Origin of the sequence: Microcoleus sp. B4-C1, assembly GCF_036705285.1 — a bacterium.
Classification (GTDB): Bacteria; Cyanobacteriota; Cyanobacteriia; order Cyanobacteriales; family Microcoleaceae; genus Microcoleus.
In genome coordinates this window covers 1-24,227 of record NZ_JAUBUC010000054.1, presented here as the reverse complement: position 1 = coordinate 24,227, position 24,227 = coordinate 1, and the positions used below count along the sequence as shown (strand labels likewise).

Annotated in this window: 29 protein-coding genes and 1 pseudogene; 18 read left to right on the top strand and 12 right to left on the bottom strand. The window is 44.1% G+C overall.

Annotated elements, in window-relative coordinates; translation table 11 throughout:
* Window positions 1-82 precede the first annotated feature (82 nt).
* Complete coding sequence (locus QUB26_RS20550) at window positions 83-448, bottom strand: DUF5615 family PIN-like protein (RefSeq protein WP_333149845.1); 366 nt, start codon at window positions 446-448, stop codon at window positions 83-85.
* Window positions 445-744, bottom strand: a complete 300-nt coding sequence (locus QUB26_RS20545) for a DUF433 domain-containing protein (RefSeq protein ID WP_333319477.1) — start codon at window positions 742-744, stop codon at window positions 445-447. Before QUB26_RS20545 ends, QUB26_RS20550 begins: the two co-directional genes overlap by 4 nt.
* A 120-nt stretch (window positions 745-864) precedes the next feature.
* Between QUB26_RS20545 and QUB26_RS20540 the strand changes: the two genes are divergently transcribed.
* Together QUB26_RS20540 and QUB26_RS20535 are read left to right on the top strand one after the other, a co-directional pair.
* The gene (locus QUB26_RS20540; protein WP_190734845.1) at window positions 865-1,083 is read left to right on the top strand and encodes a hypothetical protein; all 219 of its coding nucleotides are present in this window, start codon (window positions 865-867) and stop codon (window positions 1,081-1,083) included.
* Between the two features lie 2 nt (window positions 1,084-1,085).
* Window positions 1,086-1,421 carry a type II toxin-antitoxin system PemK/MazF family toxin gene (locus QUB26_RS20535; protein WP_333319474.1) on the top strand — a complete coding sequence of 112 codons (336 nt, stop codon included), beginning with the start codon at window positions 1,086-1,088 and terminating at the stop codon, window positions 1,419-1,421.
* 101 nt (window positions 1,422-1,522) lie between these two features.
* Here QUB26_RS20535 and QUB26_RS20530 read toward each other — a convergent pair whose 3' ends face one another.
* From QUB26_RS20530 to QUB26_RS20520, 3 genes are all read right to left on the bottom strand, one after another.
* Window positions 1,523-1,657 (bottom strand): hypothetical protein, encoded by a 135-nt coding sequence (locus QUB26_RS20530; RefSeq protein ID WP_333319472.1) that lies wholly within the window; start codon window positions 1,655-1,657, stop codon window positions 1,523-1,525.
* A 74-nt stretch (window positions 1,658-1,731) separates the two neighbouring features.
* Entirely contained in the window at window positions 1,732-3,024 is a 1,293-nt protein-coding gene (locus QUB26_RS20525; RefSeq protein ID WP_333319470.1) for a serine/threonine-protein kinase, read from the bottom strand.
* Between the two features lie 208 nt (window positions 3,025-3,232).
* Window positions 3,233-3,649, bottom strand: a complete 417-nt coding sequence (locus QUB26_RS20520) for a transcriptional regulator (RefSeq protein WP_333319468.1) — start codon at window positions 3,647-3,649, stop codon at window positions 3,233-3,235.
* 120 nt (window positions 3,650-3,769) lie between these two features.
* Here QUB26_RS20520 and QUB26_RS20515 point away from each other — a divergent pair, with 120 nt between their 5' ends.
* From QUB26_RS20515 to QUB26_RS20480, 8 genes are all read left to right on the top strand, one after another.
* On the top strand, window positions 3,770-4,132 hold the full coding sequence (locus QUB26_RS20515) for a DUF2470 domain-containing protein (protein WP_333319465.1): 363 nt from the start codon (window positions 3,770-3,772) through the stop codon (window positions 4,130-4,132).
* Between the two features lie 188 nt (window positions 4,133-4,320).
* The gene (locus QUB26_RS20510) at window positions 4,321-5,958 is read left to right on the top strand and encodes an AAA family ATPase (protein WP_333319463.1); all 1,638 of its coding nucleotides are present in this window, start codon (window positions 4,321-4,323) and stop codon (window positions 5,956-5,958) included.
* 340 nt (window positions 5,959-6,298) lie between these two features.
* Window positions 6,299-7,399 (top strand): DUF3616 domain-containing protein, encoded by a 1,101-nt coding sequence (locus QUB26_RS20505; RefSeq protein WP_333319461.1) that lies wholly within the window; start codon window positions 6,299-6,301, stop codon window positions 7,397-7,399.
* 502 nt (window positions 7,400-7,901) lie between these two features.
* Window positions 7,902-8,993 carry a glycosyltransferase family 2 protein gene (locus tag QUB26_RS20500; protein WP_333319459.1) on the top strand — a complete coding sequence of 364 codons (1,092 nt, stop codon included), beginning with the start codon at window positions 7,902-7,904 and terminating at the stop codon, window positions 8,991-8,993.
* Window positions 8,994-9,005: 12 nt separating this feature from the next.
* Window positions 9,006-9,317 (top strand): hypothetical protein, encoded by a 312-nt coding sequence (locus QUB26_RS20495; RefSeq protein WP_333319456.1) that lies wholly within the window; start codon window positions 9,006-9,008, stop codon window positions 9,315-9,317.
* A 152-nt stretch (window positions 9,318-9,469) separates the two neighbouring features.
* The gene (locus tag QUB26_RS20490; protein ID WP_333319453.1) at window positions 9,470-10,246 is read left to right on the top strand and encodes a DUF1350 family protein; all 777 of its coding nucleotides are present in this window, start codon (window positions 9,470-9,472) and stop codon (window positions 10,244-10,246) included.
* A gap of 327 nt (window positions 10,247-10,573) precedes the next feature.
* The gene (locus tag QUB26_RS20485; RefSeq protein WP_333319451.1) at window positions 10,574-10,942 is read left to right on the top strand and encodes a sigma-70 family RNA polymerase sigma factor; all 369 of its coding nucleotides are present in this window, start codon (window positions 10,574-10,576) and stop codon (window positions 10,940-10,942) included.
* Window positions 10,943-10,975: 33 nt separating this feature from the next.
* Window positions 10,976-11,707 (top strand): RNA polymerase sigma factor, encoded by a 732-nt coding sequence (locus QUB26_RS20480; protein WP_333319495.1) that lies wholly within the window; start codon window positions 10,976-10,978, stop codon window positions 11,705-11,707.
* Here QUB26_RS20480 and QUB26_RS20475 read toward each other — a convergent pair.
* Window positions 11,682-12,256: pseudogene (locus QUB26_RS20475) on the bottom strand (Uma2 family endonuclease). The gene QUB26_RS20480 and the pseudogene QUB26_RS20475 sit on opposite strands and share 26 nt — an antisense overlap.
* Before the next feature lie 238 nt (window positions 12,257-12,494).
* Here QUB26_RS20475 and QUB26_RS20470 point away from each other — a divergent pair.
* Complete coding sequence (locus QUB26_RS20470) at window positions 12,495-12,881, top strand: hypothetical protein (protein ID WP_333319449.1); 387 nt, start codon at window positions 12,495-12,497, stop codon at window positions 12,879-12,881.
* Window positions 12,882-12,903: 22 nt separating this feature from the next.
* Here QUB26_RS20470 and QUB26_RS20465 read toward each other — a convergent pair whose 3' ends face one another.
* Window positions 12,904-13,032 carry a hypothetical protein gene (locus QUB26_RS20465; protein WP_333319447.1) on the bottom strand — a complete coding sequence of 43 codons (129 nt, stop codon included), beginning with the start codon at window positions 13,030-13,032 and terminating at the stop codon, window positions 12,904-12,906.
* Between the two features lie 94 nt (window positions 13,033-13,126).
* Between QUB26_RS20465 and QUB26_RS20460 the strand changes: the two genes are divergently transcribed.
* The 3 genes from QUB26_RS20460 to QUB26_RS20450 are packed head-to-tail and all read left to right on the top strand — an operon-like array spanning window position 13,127 to window position 16,801.
* Entirely contained in the window at window positions 13,127-14,248 is a 1,122-nt protein-coding gene (locus tag QUB26_RS20460; RefSeq protein WP_333319445.1) for a hypothetical protein, read from the top strand.
* Window positions 14,249-14,286: 38 nt separating this feature from the next.
* Entirely contained in the window at window positions 14,287-15,135 is an 849-nt protein-coding gene (locus tag QUB26_RS20455) for a class I SAM-dependent methyltransferase (protein ID WP_333319443.1), read from the top strand.
* A 4-nt stretch (window positions 15,136-15,139) separates the two neighbouring features.
* Window positions 15,140-16,801, top strand: a complete 1,662-nt coding sequence (locus QUB26_RS20450) for an ABC transporter ATP-binding protein (RefSeq protein WP_333319441.1) — start codon at window positions 15,140-15,142, stop codon at window positions 16,799-16,801.
* A gap of 213 nt (window positions 16,802-17,014) precedes the next feature.
* Here the strand turns inward: QUB26_RS20450 and QUB26_RS20445 are convergent, their stop codons facing one another.
* Entirely contained in the window at window positions 17,015-17,494 is a 480-nt protein-coding gene (locus QUB26_RS20445; protein WP_333319438.1) for an anti-sigma regulatory factor, read from the bottom strand.
* A gap of 432 nt (window positions 17,495-17,926) precedes the next feature.
* Here QUB26_RS20445 and QUB26_RS20440 point away from each other — a divergent pair, with 432 nt between their 5' ends.
* The gene (locus QUB26_RS20440; protein ID WP_333060566.1) at window positions 17,927-19,063 is read left to right on the top strand and encodes a SpoIIE family protein phosphatase; all 1,137 of its coding nucleotides are present in this window, start codon (window positions 17,927-17,929) and stop codon (window positions 19,061-19,063) included.
* A gap of 56 nt (window positions 19,064-19,119) precedes the next feature.
* Here the strand turns inward: QUB26_RS20440 and QUB26_RS20435 are convergent, their stop codons facing one another.
* The 4 genes from QUB26_RS20435 to QUB26_RS20420 form a co-directional block, all read right to left on the bottom strand.
* Window positions 19,120-19,446 (bottom strand): STAS domain-containing protein, encoded by a 327-nt coding sequence (locus tag QUB26_RS20435; protein WP_041623653.1) that lies wholly within the window; start codon window positions 19,444-19,446, stop codon window positions 19,120-19,122.
* A 239-nt stretch (window positions 19,447-19,685) separates the two neighbouring features.
* Window positions 19,686-20,318 carry a helix-turn-helix domain-containing protein gene (locus tag QUB26_RS20430; protein WP_333319436.1) on the bottom strand — a complete coding sequence of 211 codons (633 nt, stop codon included), beginning with the start codon at window positions 20,316-20,318 and terminating at the stop codon, window positions 19,686-19,688.
* A gap of 392 nt (window positions 20,319-20,710) precedes the next feature.
* On the bottom strand, window positions 20,711-21,259 hold the full coding sequence (gene dps / locus QUB26_RS20425) for a DNA starvation/stationary phase protection protein Dps (RefSeq protein WP_333241086.1): 549 nt from the start codon (window positions 21,257-21,259) through the stop codon (window positions 20,711-20,713).
* A gap of 95 nt (window positions 21,260-21,354) precedes the next feature.
* The gene (locus QUB26_RS20420) at window positions 21,355-21,615 is read right to left on the bottom strand and encodes a sulfiredoxin (protein ID WP_332985662.1); all 261 of its coding nucleotides are present in this window, start codon (window positions 21,613-21,615) and stop codon (window positions 21,355-21,357) included.
* A gap of 270 nt (window positions 21,616-21,885) precedes the next feature.
* Here QUB26_RS20420 and QUB26_RS20415 point away from each other — a divergent pair, with 270 nt between their 5' ends.
* From QUB26_RS20415 to QUB26_RS20405, 3 genes are all read left to right on the top strand, one after another.
* Window positions 21,886-22,140, top strand: coding sequence for a hypothetical protein (locus tag QUB26_RS20415; RefSeq protein ID WP_333241084.1), 255 nt, complete (start codon window positions 21,886-21,888; stop codon window positions 22,138-22,140).
* 82 nt (window positions 22,141-22,222) lie between these two features.
* Window positions 22,223-23,290 (top strand): Hpt domain-containing protein, encoded by a 1,068-nt coding sequence (locus tag QUB26_RS20410; RefSeq protein WP_333319434.1) that lies wholly within the window; start codon window positions 22,223-22,225, stop codon window positions 23,288-23,290.
* A gap of 174 nt (window positions 23,291-23,464) precedes the next feature.
* Complete coding sequence (locus QUB26_RS20405; RefSeq protein ID WP_333241076.1) at window positions 23,465-23,929, top strand: Fur family transcriptional regulator; 465 nt, start codon at window positions 23,465-23,467, stop codon at window positions 23,927-23,929.
* Window positions 23,930-24,227: the final 298 nt, after the last annotated feature.

Here is a 24,227-nt window from a genome sequence, read left to right as displayed (position 1 = left end):
GTTTGTAGTCACAAACCAGAATACTCACAACCCCGACTTCTTGGAGAAGTCGGGATTCTAATTATCTCGATCGATAATATCTTTACTCTTCACTCCAAGCACTGATCAACTCTATTTGATTTTGCATTTCTGCCGCTGATTTGGCAGAAATTAGACTCAAAAGGCGACGCATTTGTTCTCCCACTGAATAATTTTGCTGTCCTAAAATAATTCCTGCATGAGAATCTCCTCTTTCTAGCCAATTGGTATGGATTCTATAAAAATCCCTAATGTTGAAACTATAAATTACCCTTTGATTAGTAAAAGCCCAAATTAATTGCTCTTCATCGCTGCGAGATAACATCCCTGTTTCGGAAACTGTAATGACATCTACACCACGACTTTGTAAAGCTTGCAATAGTTTTTTACTTCGTGAATCTTCATCTAAGTAAAGACGAATTTGGCTCATGCTTTCTCCTGCATTTTTAGCCGATTTAATGCTGCCAAACGTTCATATTCTGCTTGTTCAGCCGCTAAATCTGCTTCTATTTCTGCTCGATTTGCGTGATAATAAGTCAGTGCAGCATAAACCTGCGCTAAGGTGAGATGATCCAGATCCGCTGCTATTTCCTCAGCACTATTACCTTGTTTGTATAAGACTACGATTCGCTGCACCGATGTGGCAGTACCTGCAATAATAGGGATGCCATTGCGAAGGTGCGGATCGCGGGTAATTAAAGTGCCAATATCAGTTAAAGTTGGCATAGGTGAATATGGGGTTAAAAATTAGAACTTAATTATAGCATAATTTTATTAAATTTTTGAGCTATAATCAAATCAACCTGTCCTAAGTGTTCCACAAGATAAGAAGCAAGAGGATTTGCTATGTTAACTACTGTTCGAGAAGTTTACGATCGCGTTCTGTCTACCCTTTCACCAAAGGATAGACTGCGCTTGGCAACTCTTATTCTCAACGATTTGGTGCAGCAAAATCTGTCGGTTGTCGATGAAAGCGAGACTTGGACTGAGGAAGATAAACTCGATGTGACGGCATTTTCTTTGCAGTACGCGGCAACCATTTTTTCTGAAAATGAGGAGATGTAATAGTGTCTTTTAATCCTGGTGATGTGGTGACAGTAGATTTTCCTGGTGTCACTGGCATTAAACGTCGTCCGGCTGTAATTCTATCATCAGTTACCTATAACACAACCCGCCGCGATGTAATAGCTGGACTCCTTACTACACAGACCACTGCTTTAACTTTAACTGATTATATACTCCAAGATTGGGCCGCAGCAGGTTTACGAGTCGCTTCAGTTTTTCGCAGTTTTATTGTCACTCTACCCCCATCTTCCAACTTAGTTCTAATTGGTCATCTGTCGGAACGTGACTGGAAGGAGGTTCGTGCTTGCTTGAAAGTAGCTCTTGCGGATTTGGAATGATATAGTTGTTACTGTTTGACTAAGAAACCTTCGATAACATCCTCTTTAGAGCAGATTATAATTGAATTTTGCCGACTTAATCTATGAAATATTTTGCCCTACTACCATGCTTCTACATACTCACAGAGAGTAGTTGGTTCGGGAATGGATAAACCCTCCTCTCGCAACCCTTCTAAGTGAAATTCGATCGCTTCTTTAATTTGCTGCTGTACTTCTGCAAGGAATGAAATGACCAAAAGCCGATAACTTCGTAGAAAAAGGTTCTCAAAAAAAGACTTGACAAAGGGCTGAAATCGCTATAGATTACAGCTTACAGATCTCGATGCGAGAGAAGAATCCACAACAACCGCTCTCCTCCAACCAAAAACCGCCGCCCAGCCGGGAGGTGGCCCCGTGGTGCTTGATTTTGATTAAATGTCAGGTCATTGTACGGCAACGGTCTATTTTCCTTTCTCCAACCCACACGATCGTCCAGCTTGCGTTCAGTTTCCCAATCAACTTTACCACCAACTTCCAACCAGATTTTTTTCTGGACGCTAAAGCCAAAGTGACCCTGACTGTATTTTACCCACAATTGGTCGATAATTCGTAAATCATCGCAAGGAAAATTATCGATCGATTCCACTGTGAACCCACCTTCCTTCTCCCGTCTAGCAGCTTTCAGCATCACCTTTCTTGTTTCCCTATCCGCCTCTTGCCACTTCCCCGCCGCCAATAAATCTCGCAGATGAGTATAGTCAACTCCCCGCGCCGATTTAAGCTGTACCGAAACATCGGCAACCGTTGACGGAATCGATTCCCGCAGATAACTCAACCAATCTTGCATCGACTGCGGCCGCTTTTGCGGATCGGATGCCATCCCTTTTTCTATTGCTAAACTCACCCAATCTTTCACCCCAAAATCTTTCGCAGGTGGCAATACTTCATTTCTAAAATGCCGATTGATGGAAGCTGTTGGCACTTTTCCCGTTACCGCATAATATAAAGATGCAGCTAAAGCGTAAATATCAACCGTTGGTTTACCACTACCTTCAATATGCTGTTCCCAAGGAGCAAAAGCAGGGTTATGAGGATGTCTGCTACTAATAATAGTTGGCATTAATTCACTTGCCAGACCAAAATCAATTAACACTGCTTGCCCGTTGGGGCGCAACATAATATTACCCGGATGGGCATCTCGATGGACAATTCCTGCTTGGTGAATATCACTTAATGCTTCTCCAATTTGGCGGATAATTGCCACTGCTTCTGTATCCGGGAGTCGCCCCTGTTGCTGTACGGCATTAAATAAACTTTGCCCGACGATTAAATCCATTACCAAACAGTGAAGACCTTTTTCCTCAAACAAATCGCTAATGCGGACAATTCCAGGATGCGCGTTTTGGCAAAATTTGGCTAAGATTTGCCCTTCGCGGATAAATCTGCGAACAAAGTTGGCGTATTCCGGGTCATTTTGCAAACTCAGATTCGGCGTTTTGAGGACAACTTGATAGTTAAGTTGCAAGTGTGTGGCCTTGTAAGTCATGCCAAATCCCCCCATTCCCAGGATGGTGTCAATGCGGAGAGGGCGAGTTCTCAGAATTTGTCCGGGTGTCCACAGCATGGCAGGTTGTTTAAATTCTATTTAGTTGCTAATTATGATAAACTGTCTCGCCTTTAAAAAGCAATGAAAAGGAAGCATTCTCAGGATTTACGCACTCCGATTAAAAAAATCGGGTTTTTAGAGAATCTCTCGGTGACAGTGCGTCTTACCGTAAAAATCCGGTTTCTGGACTAAAGTCCTTACTACAAACAAAAATATGTTTGTCAATTCAAGTAGTTGTTTTAACTGGATGTAGCGGAAAAAAAACAGCCGGCCAGACACAGAAACACTCCGCAAGTTTTTGTATGTGTTCAGTTGTAAGTTGGCGCTTTTCACGGAGGATATCTGAGACAATAGACTCGGTTTTAAAAATAGGAACTAGGTCTTTTTGTCTCAAATCAAATTCTTCGATTAAAGCCTTTAATAGTTCTACTCCGTAAATGTCAGGTATGGGTTCTAAAGTTTGCTCGTACTCATAAACAAGGGTTCCCAGTACGTTGAGGTAGTCGCGTTCGTCGGGAGTCAGTTCGCCTTTATCCAACAAAGAGTCGATCGCTTTTTGAGTTGCCATTAATTCCTCCTCTGCAGTTATAGGTCGCGGCGGAAATGTTTTGAGTAGTTCGATATAAGCGCTAGAGTTGTTCATGTGACTAGGCAATATTAGGCAAGTAATATTTTATCATTTTAGTTGAATGATTGGATTGTTTAACCGCCGATAAACGCCGATTAAGGCGGATATAATTTAGTTATTTATCCCTCATAACTCTTGGGGCAATTCCTCGCTATTGAAAACTTTGTACCGATCGCAGTACAATCGATCGATATTGCATCTGAGGAATCTCCCATGTCAGAACCGTTTTCTACTGAGATTAGCGATCGCATCTGCACTCACATGAACGAAGACCACGCTAGTGCGGTGGTGCTGTACGCTCAAGCATTTGGCGACCAACCAGAGGCGACAGAAGCTCAAATGCTCGCTATTGATGCCAATGGCATGGATTTAACCGCTAAAGTCAACGACGAAACAGTGCCTGTTAGAGTAAATTTCGATCGCACTTTAAAAGACGCCGAAGATGCTCACCACACTCTCATTGATATGGTGAAACAAGCTCGAAAAGTTGCTAAGTAGTCAATTGCCTACTATTCTGTTATAATTTTAACGTTTGCAGTACGGACTTTAGTCTGGTTAAATAGTTGTTAAGGACTCAAGTCCTTAGTGAAAACCTTTAGTTAGGTTAATTTTTTTAAAAGACTAAAGTCCGTACTGCCAAAAAAATATTTAATAAAGTTTAATTTTACTCTAAAATATCCACTAAAATGACAGAAAATAACCCAAGTCCCAAAGAATTAGATGTCGTCAAGGGTAGTAAAAATAACCATTTCGAGGCACTGGTAAAGCGACTAGATTTGATGATTCGCGCCCGCTATTCGCTGCTGTACATTGTCGGCGCGGAGGAAGAACCGGTCGAAGCCGTAATTGCCCAAGTAGCGCTGCAAGTAACTCCCCCGCGCCGGGTGTTGTTCTGGGATCTCGTGCGCGGCTGGGAGGATAACGGTTCTGGGAAAGGTTCGGTAATGGCGGCGCTCGATCGCGTCAGCAAAACTGCTGTTGAAGAATATACCATATTTGTACTGCGGGATTTGCACCCAACTTTGAAATATCCCTACAGCGAAAAAAGCGCGCCGGTAGTGCGAGAATTGCGGAATTTAACGCGGGAATTGAAGCGCAGCAAAAAAACTATAGTTCTTACTTCTCACACGCTGGAATTGCCGGAGGAATTGAAAGAAGAAGTAACAGTAATTGATTTTCCTTTGCCCAACGTGCAAGAAATCGATAGTTTAATTTCCCACGTTGTGGAAAAGCCGCAACAGTTGCAAGTTAGCGGTTTAGCAAGGGAACAGTTAGTTAAAGCTTGTCAGGGTTTGAGCCGCGCTCGAATCGGGCGGGTTTTGGCTAAAGCTTTGGCCGCCAAACAGCAAATTAACGAGTCAGATATTGACGGAGTTTTGGAGGAAAAACAGCAAGCAATTCGCCAAACGGGCATTTTGGAGTTTTTCAACTCCAGAGAATCCCTAAAAAGTGTGGGCGGCTTGGAGAATTTGAAACAGTGGGTAAAAATGCGGCAAGATGCTTTTACTGACGAAGCGCGTCGCTACGGCATACCCAATCCTAAAGGAGTTTTGTTAGTAGGAATTCAAGGTACAGGCAAATCTTTATCGGCGAAAACAATAGCCTCAGAATGGCGTTTGCCGCTGCTACGATTGGATACTGGGAGATTGTTTGGCGGCGTGGTCGGGGAGAGCGAAAGTCGCGTCAGGCAAATGATACAATTAGCAGAGGCGATCGCACCTTGCGTTTTGTGGATCGATGAAATAGATAAAGCCTTCGGCAACATTATCAGCGGCAGCGACGGCGATTCGGGAACTTCGCGGCGGGTATTCGGCAGTTTGATTACTTGGATGCAGGAAAAAACCAGTCCGGTGTTTATCGTCGCAACTGCAAATAACGTCAGGATTTTGCCGGCTGAGTTGCTGAGAAAAGGCAGGTTTGATGAAATTTTCTTTTTAAATTTGCCCTCAGAATCGGAAAGGCAAGATATTTTTAAAGTGCATTTGCAGCGTTTGCGGCCGACTAGATTGCGCGAGTTTGATTTGGCCGTTTTGGCGAAACGCGCTGAGAATTTTAGCGGTGCAGAAATTGAACAAGTGGTAATAGATGGATTGTATCGAGCTTTTGGCACGTTTGTCAACGGACAGCGCCGGGATTTGATGACCGAGGATATTTTGAGGTCGATCGAGGATACAGTACCTTTAGCTGCGATCGCGCGATCGCAAATTGAAGATTTGAAGCGCTGGGCGGCGGAAGCGGGCGCGAGAACAGCATCTAACGATACTCATTTAATTGATGAATTGAAACGCTACAGCCAGCGGCGAAGAGATGCGATCGACAATTAACTTAATTTCTAGGGTGCCTCAGTTCATATCTAATTTATTCTCGGAAAATTTATAGCCACCGCCTTGGCGGTTACGACGATATCGATTGCTGAAACCCTTGCTCTGATTACCTCTGCTTGCTGCTTCCTGCCTCAAGCCTTCTGCCTTCTGCCTCCTGCTATACATCTGACGCACCTTCCTAATCCCATGGTGCGTCAGTTGATGCCTGATTAATTCTCCCAAATATCTCCCGTTATGACACACCCTACTACTATAGCTATTACACCTGTGGCAAGATATCAATTTCAAGCATATTTAGCTATAATGACTGACCATAACAATAGTTTTAGTGCTAATAATTATGCCAGAATCTTTTTTGCTCGGTCGGCTGCTGCTGCAATTCACCAACGAAGCCGCGGATATCATTACAGACTTATCCGCTGTTGCTTTAACTCCAGACGGCCATTTGTGGCTGGGTTCCGATGAAACGACTTCGATCGAGCGTTTGTCGCCTGTCGCCCCTCATATTTTTGGAGAACATCAAAAATTTGCGATCGCAGATTTTATAGATTTATCTGGAGAATCTGAAATCGATATTGAAGGAATTGATTTCAGCAACGATTATCTTTGGGTAGTCGGTTCTCACAGCACCAAACGCAAGAAAGCTAAAGGCAAAGACCCAGGTAAAGACATTGAAAGATTAGCAGAAATCGTGACAGAAGTCAACCGCTATTTACTGGCGCGCATTCCTATCAAAGACGGGATTTTGTGCGAGTCAATTCCCGATTCAGACAATCCCGAAATTCAGCAGACAGTGGGATGCCTGCAGCGGACAGAAACAGGCAATTTGCTGACAGACGCGCTCAAAGATGACACCCACCTCGGTCTATATTTATCTGTGCCGATTCCGAGTAAAGAAAATGGCTTTGATCTGGAAGGGTTGGCGGTGCGCGGAAATCGGATTTTTCTTGGTTTGCGGGGGCCGGTGCTGCGGGGTTGGGCGATAATTTTAGAGATAGAAGTTGAAGAGGCAGAACCGGGAGTTTTAAGGCTTAAGGCTATTGGGGAAGGAGAGAAATTGTACAAGAAACATTTTGTTGATTTGAACGGTTTGGGGGTGCGAGAATTGTGCTGGAATGGAGAAGATTTGATGGTTTTAGCCGGGCCGACGATGACTTTATCTGGGGCGATGAGGGTTTTTCGGTTAAAGGGAATTTTAGGGCGATCGGGCGACAGTATTACGGGGCAAGATGGGGGAGATTTGGAGGTATTGTTTGACTTGCCTTTTAAGGTGGGTACGGACAATGCTGAGGGATTGAGCCTGTTTCCCTATTTGGGGGGGCAGAATTCGCTGTTAGTGGTTTACGATTCGCCGGATGCCGGAAGAATGGTGGAGGAAAATGCTATTTTTGCTGATGTTTTTAAATTAGGTTCGTATAGCGATTCTCAAGGAATTGTGTAAGTGTTGTAGGGCCAAAACTCGCGCCCGGTTGCCCCGATACTTGGGGTAGGCATTCTTGGCACTACCCCTACATATTTGTACAACTGATTTAAGATTGCTCTAGTAAAGTTTCACACTCCTAAATTCCCGGTTTTGGCGGGCGAAAAAATATGATTAGCTATTAACAGAAATCGAACTGAGTCAGAAACCAATTTTTGTGTAGCTGCATACTTCTCAAACCAATAATTTTGGGTGATTCCGGGTTTTTCTGGGTAAGTCCTATTTAACAAAAAAAAAAGATGCGATCGAATTTATGACAACTCCAGTCCCCGGTAAAAACCTCAATCCCTCGCACCCGTGGCTTTTGTGTCAAAAAAATTGGCCGCCAAATCATAGTCTGCACTCCGCCTGCTAAGGGCTGTTGCCTCCTTATTGTAGATAACACTGACGTGGTAAACCTGTTATATTGGCAGTATGTAGGCAAGTTTCCTGACTACAGGTACTTGCACGTAAAGGAGTCAGAGTGTCTGCTTCGAGACTATACTTCGGCGAACAACTACCAAACCACACCTTAATGCAAGTTATGAACAGCCAAAAAGTCAGCGTCATCATTCCTGCATTCAATGCTGCCGACACTCTGGCCGAGACAATTGCCTCCGTACTCAATGGTACCCACAAGAATCTAGAAATTTTAATTGTTGATGACTGCTCTACTGACGCTACTGACAAAGTTGCTGCTAAGCTGGTAGAGCAAGATTCGAGAATTCAATACTTCAGAAATCCCCAAAATTACGGAGTTTCTAAGTCGAGAAATTTAATGATGTATCGCGCCACAGGCGAGTATGTAGCGTTTATCGACAGCGACGATACCTGGGAACCCAATAAGTTAGAAGTTTGCCTGAAAATGCTCGCAGACAATCCCGAAGTCAAAGCTGTCGCTCACGCTTTGCGGTATTTAGACAAGCGTGGCAACAAGTTGAGTTATATTCCCACCTATCCTACAACTAAAGCAGAAATGCAGGCGATTAAGGAGACAGGCGAAAGTCCTTGGGTTTTCCCGTCTTCTGTTGTAGTCGATCGCTCTATTCTACTCCAAGAAGGCGGGTTTCCAGAAGATTGGGAGGTAGGAGAAGATACAGAATTATTTACTAAACTTGCTCAAAAGTATGGCTTGCTAGCGGCGACAGAACCTTTGGGAAATTATCGAATTAGAGGGAACTCTCTCACAGATAAGCACTGGCTCAAAAAGCGCATAGCTTCTGATTGTGTCAAGGAAAACCAACTGCGGCGCTTGCGGGGAGAAAAAGAGTTATCACTCCACGAGTACGAAGAGTTATGTTTTAAGAATTTGCCGCTTTTGCAAAGGCTGAACAAATTTCGAGAAGTTTTGGCACTGCACTACATGAGAAAGCTGGGACAAAGTTGGTTAAATCGGGAGGTGTTGCCGACTATTGTTTACGGCATCGCTACCACAGTGCTCAATCCTCAAGCTACTGTCAACAAGTGGAAATGGATGAAGACTCACGAAAAGTTGAGTCATCAAACGGCAGAAGGTATTGGTACTTCGGCAGAATTAAACCCCCAGCGATCGTCTGAAATCGGCGGGCTGTCCTAAAGGATGTTATAGTTGTATGCGGGTTTAGTTAAGAAATTAGGTGCTGCCAATAAAGCCGAATCGAAGCCGATCGCCCTGGGGCTGATTAATACGCGATATTGGGGTTTTGATCCGTATTTGACTGTTAATATCCTGTCGGGTCAACTACCCGCAATACCAGCTACAACGGCTTGCAGCCGTGCGATAGGACACGATATACAAATCTTTGAAAGCCGCGATCGGATGTCAGCCTTGATTTATTCGGTTACTAGCTTCAACCCTATACAGCTTGCAAATAGCAGCGATCGCCAGCCGTGCTATTTGCCCCCACAACAGTTAGAATAAATAATGTATAAGTAAAAAGGAAAGTTTTTTGAATAAAAAAATGGGTAGCAAACCCCTTTTTGAGGCAGAAAATAAAAGCAAAAATTTATAAAACATTCTGCCTTCTACCTTCAGAGGGCGATCGCCTTTTTATTTATTATTAGATTGAATTTATGGACTGGCAAGAAATTTCTGGCAACTGGGTATTAATTCCTTCAAGACCGATCGCGATCGTACATTTTCTCGGCGGTGCATTTGTGGCGACAGCACCGCAACTCACCTATCGCTGGCTGTTAGAGGCTTTGGGGAATCAAGGATATGTTGTAGTAGCAACGCCGTTTGTCAATACTTTGGATCATATTGCGATCGCCCGCGATGTCCTCAACAAATTTGAAAATGCCCTCGATCGCCTGCGCGCCACTAAATTGCTCAAATCTTCCTATCTCCCCATTTACGGTATGGGACACAGCATGGGATGCAAACTGCACTTGCTGATCGGTTCTGTATTTGACATAGAAAGGGCAGGCAATATTCTGATCTCTTTCAACAATTATGCGGCATCCGAAGCAATCCCGATCGTCGAGCAAATTTCCCCCGTCTTTAACGTTGAGTTTACCCCTTCCCCGCAAGAAACTAATCGCCTCGTCCAAAATAGCTATCAAATCCGGCGCAATCTTTTAGTTAAATTTAACGGCGACAACATCGACCAAACCCTGCTGTTGACCAAACTGCTAAAAGCACGATTTCCAGACATGATTACAGTTCAGACTCTAGCCGGCAACCATCAAACGCCGTTGGGTCAAGATGTTAGCTGGCCTGTGGGTCAAATTTTTACACCATTCGATGCGATCGGGCAATGGGTCAAACAAGAAGTGTATCGGGAATTAAATCAATTAAAACAGACAATTCTGCTGTGGCTTAATCCTCTGTCAAAGGATTTTAAATCTTAAGGTTCAGATTTTAGCTTGGTGACATTAAATTTAGGAATTATCCATAAACTCTATCTGTAGTGCTTAGGTTTTACCTGACCACTACGAATAGTGTTAAAAATCCGTTTGGGTAAGTCCTAAAACTGCCAAAGGGAGGTCTCAGCTATGCACTCCTAGCGGCGACGATCCTACTTTTCCGACTTTTCCGACTTTAAAGATCCGACTTTTCCGACTTTACTTCAGCCTGAGTGGTGAGTCAACATAGTGATAGGTGCATCTGAGGCTAGGTAAATTACTGCCTAAATTAATCGCAAGTTGTTTGTCCACTTAGAGTTTCAGGCTCCAGAGATGTTAAATTGTAGTTCTGCATCAGTCCCTTGCTCATGCACTCAAGATATAGACTCAGTTTTTTGGAAATTATGGCAGCAGCATCAAGATTATCTTTACCGTTGCTGTCGCAAGTGGATGGGCAATCCAACCGATGCTGAAGATGCCCTCAGTCGGGCGATGCTCAAAGCTTGGGAGAAAGTAAGAGATTGTACGGATGATATCAAAAACTTTAAGGCTTGGTTAACCAAACTGACTTATAACCTGTGCGCCGATATCCATCGAGAGCGCAACAGGGGTGCAGTAGGAGTTGACAGTTTAGACACCATTGCTATAGGAAACCAAACCGAATTAATTAGCCAAGAAGAAACACCAGTTCGCGCTGCATAGCAGCGCGAACTCGAATTATTTTTTCGTGGCGCAATAGATGAGTTGCCCGATAGATTGCGCGAGACTTTTATTCTCCATTTTGCATCAGGGCTATCTTATCCAGATATTGCCGAACAGCTTGGTATATCTTACGATAACGTCCGCAAGCGGATTTCCCAGGCGCGGGCAATTTTGCGTCAGCGGTTCAATGAAAATTTCGGGGAAGATGGGACTGACTCGGATTTGTCTAATCCTAAGTCGAGGGTTTCTCCTCAGTCTGCAAAACCACGGAAGTCGAAGAAGACTGCTCAAAAAGAACCCGTTGCGCGCGAGATAATCTTATCTGGGGAGTTAGAAGAAGTACAAATTGTTGCTGGTGTAGAATTACCAGAGGCGGCGCTGTCTGTTACGCAGATTGAGCCTGTTTTGGTGGATGCTCAATCTGATGAGAAGTTAGAGGAAATAGAGATTGTTGCTGATGGGGAACCCCAGTCGCCGGCGCTGTCTGTACCGCACAGAGAAAAGCTGGAACTAGCGGAAAGGATCAAAGGCGAGCAACCACGTTTCTTTAGCTGTAGCAGCGAAATCTCAGTCGTTCCCTCGTCTTCTCAATGGGCGATTTCGCTTAGGCGTATAGCTTCGCGAAGCGCTTTGAAGCAATTGCTAATCGGGGTTTCTGTAGCTTGGAGTAGCGAAATTCCGGCATCCCCCATTCCAGAAACCGGGTTTCTGAGATTGGTAACACGGGGGGCGAGGAGTGTTAATAAAGGGATAAATTCAAGCTAAATTCAGACAATATATTTTCACCTGATAATTCTGTGGGAAGATTTCGCACTTCCACATCTTGTCGTGCGCGATAAATTTCTACTTGTTACTGTTGGGGGTTAATCAACCATCCCAATTGCTCCCCTGCGTCCATATATTCCCGCATTTTCTGGCGTAGGTTTCCAAATCATCTGTTGCTGACCTTAATTCGATGACAAAATCGGGGGCGATGGGGGGAATTTTGCGCCTTTGTTCGGGTGTGAGTGCTGATTAACGTTCCCGTTGAATCCAAGTGGCATCAGGAGAACGATCAGCGCCATTGGGTAATTTAAATACAGTGGAGGAACTGAAGGTATAACCGAGGTTAGTTTGCCGATTCCCGATGACTAAATCGGCAATCAGGTCAGCTTCTCGATTTCCGCTATCGCCTCCTACTGGTGCCATAACAATTAATTCTCCTCTGGCAGTACGCTCAAAGTTCAAATCGCGGTTATTTTGACATAACTGATAGAACTGTTCGTCTGTCAGGTGAACGGTGTCTAAATTTAATGTCAAAGGATTTGTAACCATACAGTTAGCCTGAATAGTGGTGGTGACTATACCATGCTACTTTTTACTTGTCAATATAATTCTGGTGTGCTAATAGATGCCAGGAAACGTCTGACTGCCTCTGCTGGAAGAGGGGCGCATCTTGGAAGCGGTTTTATCGGGTGTAGCGAGTTTCAAAAATTTTTTGCGTTTGAAGAGTTCACAATTTTGCTTCCGGAAGCGTCTTATTAGTAGATGACCAATGAGAAAATAAAACATCATGGGATTAGGTTGGAACGTAAGCTTTGAGAATAAAACCACTGGCAGCATCACAATTAGTAAAGTCTTGGATAAAAACTGGTATCCAAACGACTTAGAAGATGAATTTAAGATAGCGGCGAATCAAAAAGCAATAAAGTACACCGAAATAAAATCTAGTGGATCATCTCCACTAGAGGTGTCAAAATTAATCCTTTCGGTGACTTCATGGGGAAAGGAGCAGCAAGTAAAAATGGAATTTAAAGGTACTAATGGAGACTTGGATTCTGGGTTTCAACAAATAGTCTCAGGCAATGGATTCGAGATCGGTATAAACGGGACAACAGATTGGATAAAAATAGAATCTTCTAAGAGCGATAAACTAAATGTGAATATTACCTTTAGTTAATTTAATTAACTAATATTAGTTGTTAAGGCGATCGCCCCACAACCTGATTAAATTTCCACATCAGAAGGGCGATCGCCCCTCTAACCAACTTCCACATATCCGCGTGGGCGTAACAGGTAGGGACTGCACTATTTTCTAGCAGTCCCGTCACCTGAAAGGCGAGCCCCCCGATTAAATTCCCACATCAGAAGGGCGATCGCCTTTTACAGAGAATAATTCCCCTCCCATACATCCCCAAAGTAACAATGACAACTTTTCAGACATTACCTATCCCTAAAGAAAGCCTATTTGTATGGGCATTTATTCCCTACAAAATTACAGAACAGGGACTAATTGGAGAATTTTACGATCATCAATGTTATCGTCAAGAACTAGCAAGCGTTTTTGCAGAACTTGGTATTAAATGGAAATGGCAGCCAATTACCTCAGAGAATATGCACGCTGTTGTTGAGGAGGTAGTCGCTTCTAGTAGTGACTATACTCCTATGGTACTTAACTATTGCGATGGGTTTGATGAAGTTGATGGTTATCCTGGCCTTTCTGTAATCAAGTTATTGGAAGCGAAAGATATTATTTTTACAGGTGCAGATTCTAATTTTGAATATCTCACAATCTCCAAAATTAGAATGAAACAGGCTTTGCTTGAATCAGGTGTATGTACTGCACCTTATGAGGTTATTTCTGATGTTAGCAAAATTGGGGGGATCTGTGAAAGACTGGGAACACATCTCGTTGTGAAACCAGCAATCTCTCATTCGGGAATAGGATTGTCTAGTAAGTCTGTTGTTCATAGTGATGAAGAAATTTATCAGCAAACACAATATTTGCTAAAAGAACAAAAAGAAGCTAAATTTACGCTGGGCAATATTTTTGTAGAAAGCTTTATTAATGGGCGTGAATTTACTGTGTTTATTTTAGGTTCAGCCCAAGAACCCGAAAGCATTAAAATTTATCCACCTTTGGAGTTTGTTTTTAACTCCAGCTTACCTGACTTTAAAAAGTTTAAATCTCACCAAATTCTTCTGGAGGGGGATTTTTGTTTGTCGGGACAATTAGTTAGTTATCCCTTATCTGACAAAATTTGCGAACTCGGTAAACGTGCTTACTGTGCAGTTAATGGCAATGGATATGGGCGGGTGGACATACGAATAGACAAAACGACTCAAGAACTTTTTGTGTTGGAAGTGAACGCAAATTGCTCTATATCTTCTCAGCCTATCTCTCAATCATTTGAATATGGTCAAACCTCTGTTGGTACTATCTTGCAAAAAGTGGGCATTCCATTTCCACAATTGATGTCAGAAATTATTGCAGAAGCTTTGACTGCGAAAATACCTAGTCCTAGTCTCGGCAATACGAAAAATTAGCGTAAATTCTTGGATTTTTAACGATATAAAGGAAAAAAATGATGAATATTAATTACAAATGGCTCATACAAGATAATCCTGAGTCTTCATCTATTGAACCAGGAAAAGCTATATGGGATAAGATTCACGCTGAGTATTCAAAATTCACTTTCAGCATGACTCAAAATCCTGAATTATGCAAAAGACTCATCCATCCATCTCCTGATGCTTCTGGTTTTGACATTCCCGACTCTCCTGAAATAAAAGTTTTGATTCCAGGTTGTGGCTCTGAGATTCACCTTCAGAAAGCATTATTAAGTTTTTGTCCGCAAATTGGACAGATTTACTGTACTGATTTCTCAATAACTGCTATTGAACAAGCCAAAAATAATTGGCGAGAAGTTGATAAAGAAACTAGATTGAATAATCATCAATTAGTTTTTGAAGAGATTGATTCTACAAAATTGACAGAACACAAAACTGAATGGAAGGATAAATTTGATTACATCTTAGTTGCTAATTCAGTTTTATCAGGTCAAGATAAAATAAATCGTCAGATGCTTGCTGAGTTTTATCAAACTCTGAAATCAGGTGGTAGATTATATGGATTATTTCCGACTATATTTTGGGACTTAGAAGTTGCTTCTTTGGATAAAACCGATTGGCTGACAGATGGGACGATTGATTTACTCCATAGTTCTTGGAATGACAAAGAATGGAAAGATCGCCAAATCTATTACACTCCCTTGCGGTTGAATCGAATCTTTCAGGAAATAGGCTTCAAACGACTAAGTTTTGAAATTTATTTTGATGATTCTGCTTCGGCAATGGCTAATCTAAAAAATCTTTATGATGTTGAAGACCCGGATATTTACCCTTGGGAAATTTTAGTGCGGATTGAGAAATAATTAAATGAATCTAATTTGGTTTCTCAAAGAACTCAATAAATACATCTTCCCCTACCGATGGTTAGCCATTCTTCTCATCGCCCGTGGACTTTTTGAAGCCGTATTTGAATCCTCAATTAGAATCAGCTTAAAATTCATTATTGATGCCGCCATCATTCCTCAAAATTACCATCTTCTAGTTGTAATTCTCCTATTACTGGGTGGAGCAGCAGTTTTATTTGTCTTCATCGGATTATTAGGAGATTTCTGGGCAGCACGGTTTAACATTTCAGTCATCAACAATATCCGCTATTCTATGTTTGATCGCCTGCAAAACCTATCTCTGGAATTTTTTGGGCGACGTTCAGCCGGAGACATTGTTAACTGTTTTTCTGCCGATAGCGAAAAACTAGAAAATACCTTGTATTTCGGACGCATCCTAATTTTAGAACTTGGTAGCATCCTATTTTCTGCTATCTTCATGTTTTGGCTCAACTGGCAGTTAGGGATAATTAGTTGTATTGGTTTAACCTTCTGTGTCCTTGCCCCTGCTAAAATTAGTCAAACAGCCACAGAGCAAAATTATCAACTGAGAGATAAAGAAGGACAAATTGCTAATGTCGTTCAAGAAAATATCCTTTCTCAATCAGTCGTTAAACTATTTGGTTTACAAAACCGAAGTATTAATAACTTTTTCCAGGATTTACACGACTTAAAAAAAGTCTATGTTAAAGCCAAATTCTCCTCCTATTTAGTCCAAAGGATTCCCACTCTAGTATTTGTCTTTGTCCAACTTGCCATCATCAGTATCGGCGCAGTAATGACCTACCAAAACATAATTACAGTGGGAACCCTCGTCTCTTTTCAGGTGATATTAGTCGGCTTAAATCTCAACATCCTCAGCTTTACTTTTTCCCTTCCCTACCTAATAGATGGAATAGCCGCCATGCAGCGCATCTGCGTTCTGTTAGCTGAAGTTCCCCAAGTCCAAGACGCACCTGATTCTATTGAATTACCCCATTTTTCGCATGAAATTAGCTTTAAAAACGTTAACTTTAACTATTCCTCAGAAAGAAAAGGCGTTAATCAGTTATCTCTAACCATCAAAAAAGGGAGTTTTGTTGTATGTGTCGGACATTCCGGTGCGGGTAAAAGTACCATTGTCAATCTCCTAACCCGTTTCTATGACCCTGATCAAGGTAGCATTCTATTTGATGGCATTGATTTGCGTTCCTGTACTCAAAAATCCCTGCGCGACCAAATTGGACTGGTTTCTCAAGAGGTAATTTTATTTAACACTTCCATCCGTGAAAATATCAGAATGGGCTATTTAGACGCTACCGATGAGGAAGTGGAAACCGCCGCCAAAAACGCAGAAATTCACGAATTTATTTTGACCTTACCCCAAGGTTACGATACCCCTGTGGGTGACAGAGGCGGACAGTTATCGGGAGGACAACGGCAAAGAATCGCCCTCGCTAGAGCATTAGTTAGAAATCCTGCTATTTTGATTTTAGATGAAGCTACCTCAGCCCTCGACCCAGCAACAGAAGTTGAGATTATGAATACGATCGAGCACCTTACTAAAGAACGTACAATTATTATGATCACCCACCGTATGGCTCATGCCTTGCGTGCAGATAAGATGTTTGTGCTGGAAAATGGCAGTATTGTGGTATCAGGTTAGCCATACAGATTTGATTCAACAAAAAAGAACCCATACCACACTTTGGCAACAAGTTAATGCGGGAAATACCGATGCTATGGGAATTGCTAGTATCTAGGGCGGTGGAGTCACATCAAAATATAATAAACTGCTACGCAGCTTAACAGTCAGCTAGGGTTCTGAGGGAAGGGTTGAGGGGCTACCCTCAACCCTTACCCGCTAAAAATATTAGTGTTATTTTCGATCGTCGATACAGGGCGAATAATTTTTGACCATCGACAAACAGTTCCGTCCATCGGGCATTCTCTCGTAACTAATACTGTCTGCGATGTCTTTGATTAATTTTAGACCCCGCCCGCCCGGAGAGTGAACATCGACTTTTTCCGAAATATCTTTGATTTTTGTCTCTAAATCAAACGGATCGCCCGAATCCCAAATTTTAATCTCTAAAGATTCAGCGAACACCGCCACCTGAATGTCAACAGGCAAATCCGCTGGTTTGCCCTTGTGGGCGTGACGCACCGCATTCGTAAAACCCTCAGCCAAAGCCAACTGACACCGTATCCACACACTTGTAGGAATTCGCGAGTCGTACAATTGTCCAAACCACGACAAAACCCAGCTTAATCCATTCAGACCTGTATTGACTTGAAGATCCGCTTTTTTTAGCATCGGCAACTTTTCGGAACCCTTTAATTCAATCACGCTCACCACACAAGTTCTTCATCGGCCGGTGGGCAAAATACAACGAGACAAAATACAACCAGATAAAATACCACGAGACAAAGTATAACGGCGGCAAAATTGAATGGTTGTTTGAGGATACTAGCTTTGGTGGGCCGTCGATCGATGTCTAATCCACTAATCGGTTAGCCACTATACCATAAATAGCATTTTCATGTCAACCAGCGCCTGTGGTAAATAAAAGTCTATAAAAATTTATATTCTGAGTATAAACTGAGTGAAGTTCGATCGCGCCAAATTTCTATCAAATTTTAACGTAAATTGAACTCAACGACCCGCCCTCAAAAGCAATTACCTCGAAAGCGATGTCAATCAACTATACTCAATCTCAGACAAGGGCGCTGACAGGATATATTTTAAATGACCCCCAGACCTTGAAAAACTTGTAGTACCTAAGTGCCCATGTTTCAAATTCTGGTTATAGACGACGATACGGCTGTTCAAGAACTGCTGAGAAGAACCCTGAAAAAACAGGGTTACGAAGTAACAGTAGCAAGCAATGGCGAAGACGGTGTAGCCCAGGCGCAAAAATTGCGTCCGGCCCTGATAATTTGCGATTGGATCATGCCGCGCTTGACCGGCATCGATGTCTGCCGTCGAGTTAAGGCAGATCCGGATCTGTCAACTACACAATTCTTTTTGTTGACTTCTTTGGGTTCGATCGCCGATCGAGTCAAAGGCCTCGACGCCGGTGCCGACGATTTTATCTCAAAGCCGATCGAACTCAACGAGTTACAGGCAAGAGTACGCGCGGGATTGAGGCTGCACCAACTCAGCCGAGATTTGAAAATAGCCAAGCAAAGTCTGGAAGCAGAGTTAGCCGAGGCCGCCGAGTACGTGCAATCGCTGCTGCCAGATCCGATGACGGAACCTTTCAGCATCGAAGCAAAATTCATTCCCTCCCGGCAGTTGGGGGGAGATTGCTTCGACTACAACTGGCTAGATGCCGATTATTTGGCGATTTACTTGCTAGACGTAGCCGGTCACGGTTTGCGGGCGGCCCTGCCTTCGGTGGCGGTGCTGAATTTGCTGCGATCGCGCACGCTCCCCAACATAGACTATTACAAACCCAGCGACGTTTTGCGCGCCCTGAACACCACCTTCCAGATGAGCTACCAAAATGACAAGTATTTCACCATCTGGTACGGCGTTTACAACCGCATTTCTCGCCAGCTAGTTTATGCCAGCGCCGGCCATCCACCGGCCGTGTTAATTTCCCAGTCCCCTGCGAGCACCGCTAAAATCCAGCGATTAAAAACCCCCGGAATGCCGGTCGGAATGTTCCCCGACGCCCCCTATGTCGATAATTGCTGCGATGTCGAGGATTTGAGCACTCTCTACATCTTTAGCGACGGGGTATACGAGATCCACCAACCTGACGGCAATATCTGGGGGCTTGACCCTTTCATCGACTTGTTAGCAGCTTACAACGGTGCAAGTGCCGACCAGTTAGAGCTGGTTTTGAACTACATTCAAAAGTTGAACGCTAAAGCAGTTTTTGATGATGATTGGTCTTTACTCAAGGTAAACTTTGGCTAGCTGACTTCTTGCAGTGCATCTGCGACCAAATAGCAAGAAGACAGCAGCCCAAAGATTTAGTTAGTTGAGAGAATTTTGCTATTAAAAGCATCGCGGGTCTGAAATATCTCGAAAACTCGATCCATGCTGGTGAGTTCAAATAAGATGCGGATTTGCTCGTTGATAGAACAGACAACTAATTGACTCCCAGCGGCCCGGACTGTTTTGAGCGCCAATACTAAAGCGCCCAAACCAGAACTATCCATAAATGTCACATCAGTGAAGTCTATCAATACCACATCGGCTCCCGCTTCCACTAGGTCGCTAATCTCTTGGCGGAATTGACTTGCCTTGGTGCCGTCTAAAATGCCAGAGGGCTGAATAATTTTAACTACAGGACTCATATTTTGCGGTGGGAATATCAGAATTACTAGCCAGACTACGCTAGTATAGCTGCGAGATGGACTCCGATCCAAATAAGAGAGGGGGAAAGCGCCAGAGCCTGAGAGCGGGAGAATAGTTTTGAGGGCAAAAGATGGTGCTCGTCGCGGATCGTAAGGCCGATCGCAGTCGCAGCGCTTCGCCGGGAGTGAATTTTGAGAGGGGGACAATCTTTGTTCTGCCGAATGCCTTCTGGTATGAATCAAACTGGGCTAACTTTGGCGCGGTAGAGCAGTTTTTCACCTTGTCTGTAGCCTGTGTAGCGGACTGTGACGGGTTCTCCGGGTTCGGCTGTTCCTTCCATTAGCTGGTGCTGTTGGGGGTTGTAGGGAATCTCGGCTCCGACTGGGGCGATCGACTCCACTCCCCAATGCTCTAATAACTGCTCGACTGGCCGCAGCAAGGGCAGTAGTTTCTGAGCCCGCAAGTTGTGATTTTCCTGAGCTTTGCTCGCAGCCGTCGGCCACTGCAACATCCAAGATTCTAAAATTTGCAGGCTAGATAGCTGGAATTCCTGCATCAAAGATTCTCGCTGCTGTTCGATCGAAGCTTGCAGGCGCTGATATTCTTGTTCTAGGGCTGTCGGTGGTGCCGATTCTAACTCTACATAGTCTGGCGCCAAGGTTGCGAGCAGTTCATTTAAGGAAATTTGCAAAGCTTGACTGATTTTGAGCAGGATATCGGCTCGGGTTTGCAAAGCTAAACCGCGACGCAGGCGAATTAGCTGGATCTCGGAAACTCCTGCTTTTTTGCTGAGTTCTCGATCGCTCGAAAGCCCCGCCTGTTCCATCAGGCGTTGCATTTGAGGAGCATAATCTGGAATATTGGCAGTCACGAAAAATTCATCCAAATTAACTATTAGCCGGGAAGTCCCTCGGTATATTTAGAGGGGATTAATCAGAGCGCTGCGCGAAGTACCCCGTTGGGAATTACGCCCGCGTGATGAAAGGCTCGTCGGGTGTAGGTACGGAAACCGACAATTATTCTTTTATACCCCAAGATGACCGGGAAATACTCTGATACTATATTAGCAAGTGGGGGTGGAACTACCTCACTATAAAAAGCCTTTGAAAAAAAGGAAAAAGAAGCCTGTGGTCTAACTGTACTCAGTTGACCGTCAGGTTTGTTCACTAAATGGACATATTCTCGATCGTAAACTGTCACGAGCCTTAAGGAAATACATCTGTAGGGCGGGCTCGGGAACCCACCCCACAACTTTTTTTGTGGCTATTTGACGGCAACTTTTGCGGCTGTGGCTGTTGCAGTTGTTGCAGAACCTTGCAAATGCGCTTCTAGGAACCACAAACGCTTATCAATTGTCCGCGAAATTTCGGTGTACAGATCCGCTGTATCGGCATCGCCGAGTTCGTCTGCTTTGTCGATGGCGACTCGCAGGTGTTGGGCGTAGGGTGCGTAGCGATCGGCCAAAGCCGTCACATATTCTTTCCCATCTAAAATGTCGAAAGGAAATTCTGGCAAAATCGAATCTGCGGCGGCTGTGCGGGCTGTTCCTACAGCCAAACCGCCCAAAGCTGTGACCCGTTCGGCAACCGTATCAACGTATTCTTCGAGTTCTGTTGCCATTTCGTCAAACAGCAAATGCAACTGGTAGAAGTCCATGCCTTTGACGTTCCAGTGAGCTTGCTTGACTTGAGTTTTTAAGTCCAGAGTCGTTGCTAGCGTTGCGTTGAGCAGCCCGACTACTTGAGAGCGGGTGGCGGCTGACATATCGATGCGGGTGGGGTAAAGATGTTGTTTGTGGTTGTTGGTAGTCATAGGTTTTTAGCTTGTTATTAGTGATTGTCGATCGAATATCTTAGAAAGCTTTGGGCGATCGAATATTTGCCTGTCATGAATTTCTGTTGAGAGGCTCAGGCTAAGTGCATCTGCAACACGGTACGGGGAGCTCGGCGTACATTACAGCGGATAGTTTCTAAACCGAGACGCTGGCAAGCTTCGTACCGATGGCAACCGGAAAATCCGTAATACTGACCATCTACTTCTAGCACGTCGATGGGTTCGTTTAAACCTACCTCGCGGATGGATTCCATAAGGGCGGCGACTTTGGTTTGGTCGTTGACTCGTGGCAGGGGGCGGCGAATCTGGTTGAGGGGTATTTCTTCGATCCTCATGGCTGCTCTCTTTTTTGCTTCTTGTTAAATCATACTCGTAATGACTTCGACTTGTCAATAAATATGAGGACTTACGCAAAAACCAGGTTTCTGCGGGGAATATGGGGGTTAGACAATCCCAACTACTGCTATCTGGCCCGGAAATCCCATACAAATAGCTATGAATGGGCAACACTGAGCACAGGCAGGATTTTTCATGCCTTTCGATAGATCGATCGACCTCAACCTTCTAGGTACAGTGTGAGAAAAGATAAATTGTGGCTTGAAATTATGGCATCCTCCCAACCCCTCAAAGGCATTGAATTGATCGACTGCGCCAAAGCTAACGCCCAACAAGGAATCGCCACAGCCGCGAAGCTTTGCGGCTACGGAGGCGACCTCAACACCTTCGAGCGGGAACTGAAACAGGCTTGCCAAGACATCGGCGTCGAAGTCAAGGAGTTAAACGACTTGATTACGACTCAGCAGATGATGAAACAAGGAATGGGTATTGAAGTCGCTCCAGATACTCCCTCAGAACTCTAGGCTCAATCTCCACTGCACCAGTTTGAGAGCTAAGAGTGCCCTGACACCCGTATTTTGAGTCTGCTAGCTGAGGCAGGCTAGAATGTTTTGCATGGGAGCTTCCGACTTTTGGCAGGAGTCGTGTTTTCTCCCGCGAAGAGGGTGCTTTCTGGAGGGTGCACAGATTGTTAGGAGGACTGTCGTGTCAGATCAGCAAGACCGAATAATGCGTTTGTTTATAGAGGAGGCTAAGGAGCACCTCGATACTCTAGAAAATGGTTTAGTGGATTTAAAGTCCACGATGAAAGACCCCGAAAGCGTCCAAGAGATGTTTCGAGCCGCCCATTCCGTGAAAGGAGGGGCGGCTATGCTTGGCTTAGATAGTATTAAAACAACCGCTCACCGCTTGGAAGATTGTTTTAAGGTGCTCAAGGACGGGCCCGTTAAGCAGGTTGACCAAACGGCAGAATCCCTATTTTTAAAGGGAGTTGATACGCTTAAGGACTTGCTGGGGCGACTGGAGGGGCCTTTCGGCTTGAGGAATGAGGAGGGAGAAAAACTTGTGCAGCAGGTGATGCCTGTTTTTGCTCAACTGGAAACTCACCTCAATAAATTGGCGTCGGGTAAAGTGCAGGCTGCTGCTGGGTCTGGTACGCCCGCCGCTCCAACAGCGGGCGCTGTGCCGGCGAATTTTGCTGTTGAAGTGATGACTTTACTCAAAGAAATGTTGCAGGTGTTCAAGGAGAAAGAATCGGCTGCTAGTCGCTCTGAGTTGACGGCTGTGTGCGTTCGCCTCTATAAGTTGGGAGGTAAAATAGAGACTTGGCAAAATTTAGTAAAAACAGCTAGAGCAGCGATCATTAATCCCAAAAACTCTTATAAAGTCTTAGCTCCGTTGATTATCAAAGAACTCAAGGAAGCTGGCGATTTAGTACAAGTGGGGAAAGTTAAGACGATCGTTCCGAGTAAAAATTTGCTACTTTTGGCAGCAAGCCCAAAACCAGCCCCAGCAGCCCCAGCAGCCCCAGCAGCCCCAGCCTCCGCGTCGAAGCAAGTCGCACTTCCCGCCGAACCGAAGGCGGTAGTCAAGCTTTTGCTCAAAACTTTCAACAAAAAGCAACTCTCGGAAATCGCCAAGTTACTGGTTAACGCCATCAAATCCTCGAACTAGGATGTGTGGCAGTAGAAGATAGAGTTGAGCAGCAACTCGAAAAAATTCACTCCCTCGAGATTTTTGCCCTCTACCTTCTACTGTTGGGCAACCCTGCGTTAGAATTAGTGAATATATCGGCGTGCAATATTGTACCAGAATTAAAAATCGAGCAGGCTTTATAAGGCGGTAGCTGTGAAACCAATTAGTTCATTAGAAGATGCTTTAAACCGCTGTCAGGCGATGGGAATGCGCTTGAGCCGCCAGCGTCGATTTATTCTAGAACTTTTGTGGGAGGCAAAAGAACACCTCTGTGCTCGCGAAATCTACGATCGCCTCAACAAACAAGCTCATTCGATCGGGCATACTTCTGTTTATCAAAATCTAGAAGCTTTGTCGAAAGCAGGGATTATTGAGTGCATAGAACGCTCGGAGGGACGCTTGTACGGCAATGTCAGCGATTCTCACTCTCATGTCAATTGTCTTGATACGGCTCAGATTCTCGACGTTCATGTGGAATTGCCGATCGACTTGATCGAGCTAATTCAAGAGCAAACGGGTGTCAAAATAGTAGACTACCGGATAGATTTCTACGGATACCGATCGGCAGAGTCCGCCACCCAAGCATCCAGTGTCAGCGATACGTCAAAGGCTTCGTAACGGATAAAGCAGCGGCTGTTGGAAGCAAAACCGATATTTGTACTGAGCCGATCGGTGGTATAAAATGATTTAAGTATTTAGCTGGGTTCGATCGGGCTTTTTGCCGTCGCCAGCCGGAATTCGGCACAGTAGAAAAAAAATGAAAACATAAAAATGAAACTCGATCGGCAAGTTTGGCGATCGGGAATAAAATTTACGACTAAGGATCGCGAATTAAATAACTTACAATTTTAATTGTTATTGTGGAAGTTATTTAATTCTCATTCCTAAACCCAAAAAATCAGTTCTACCGGCTACA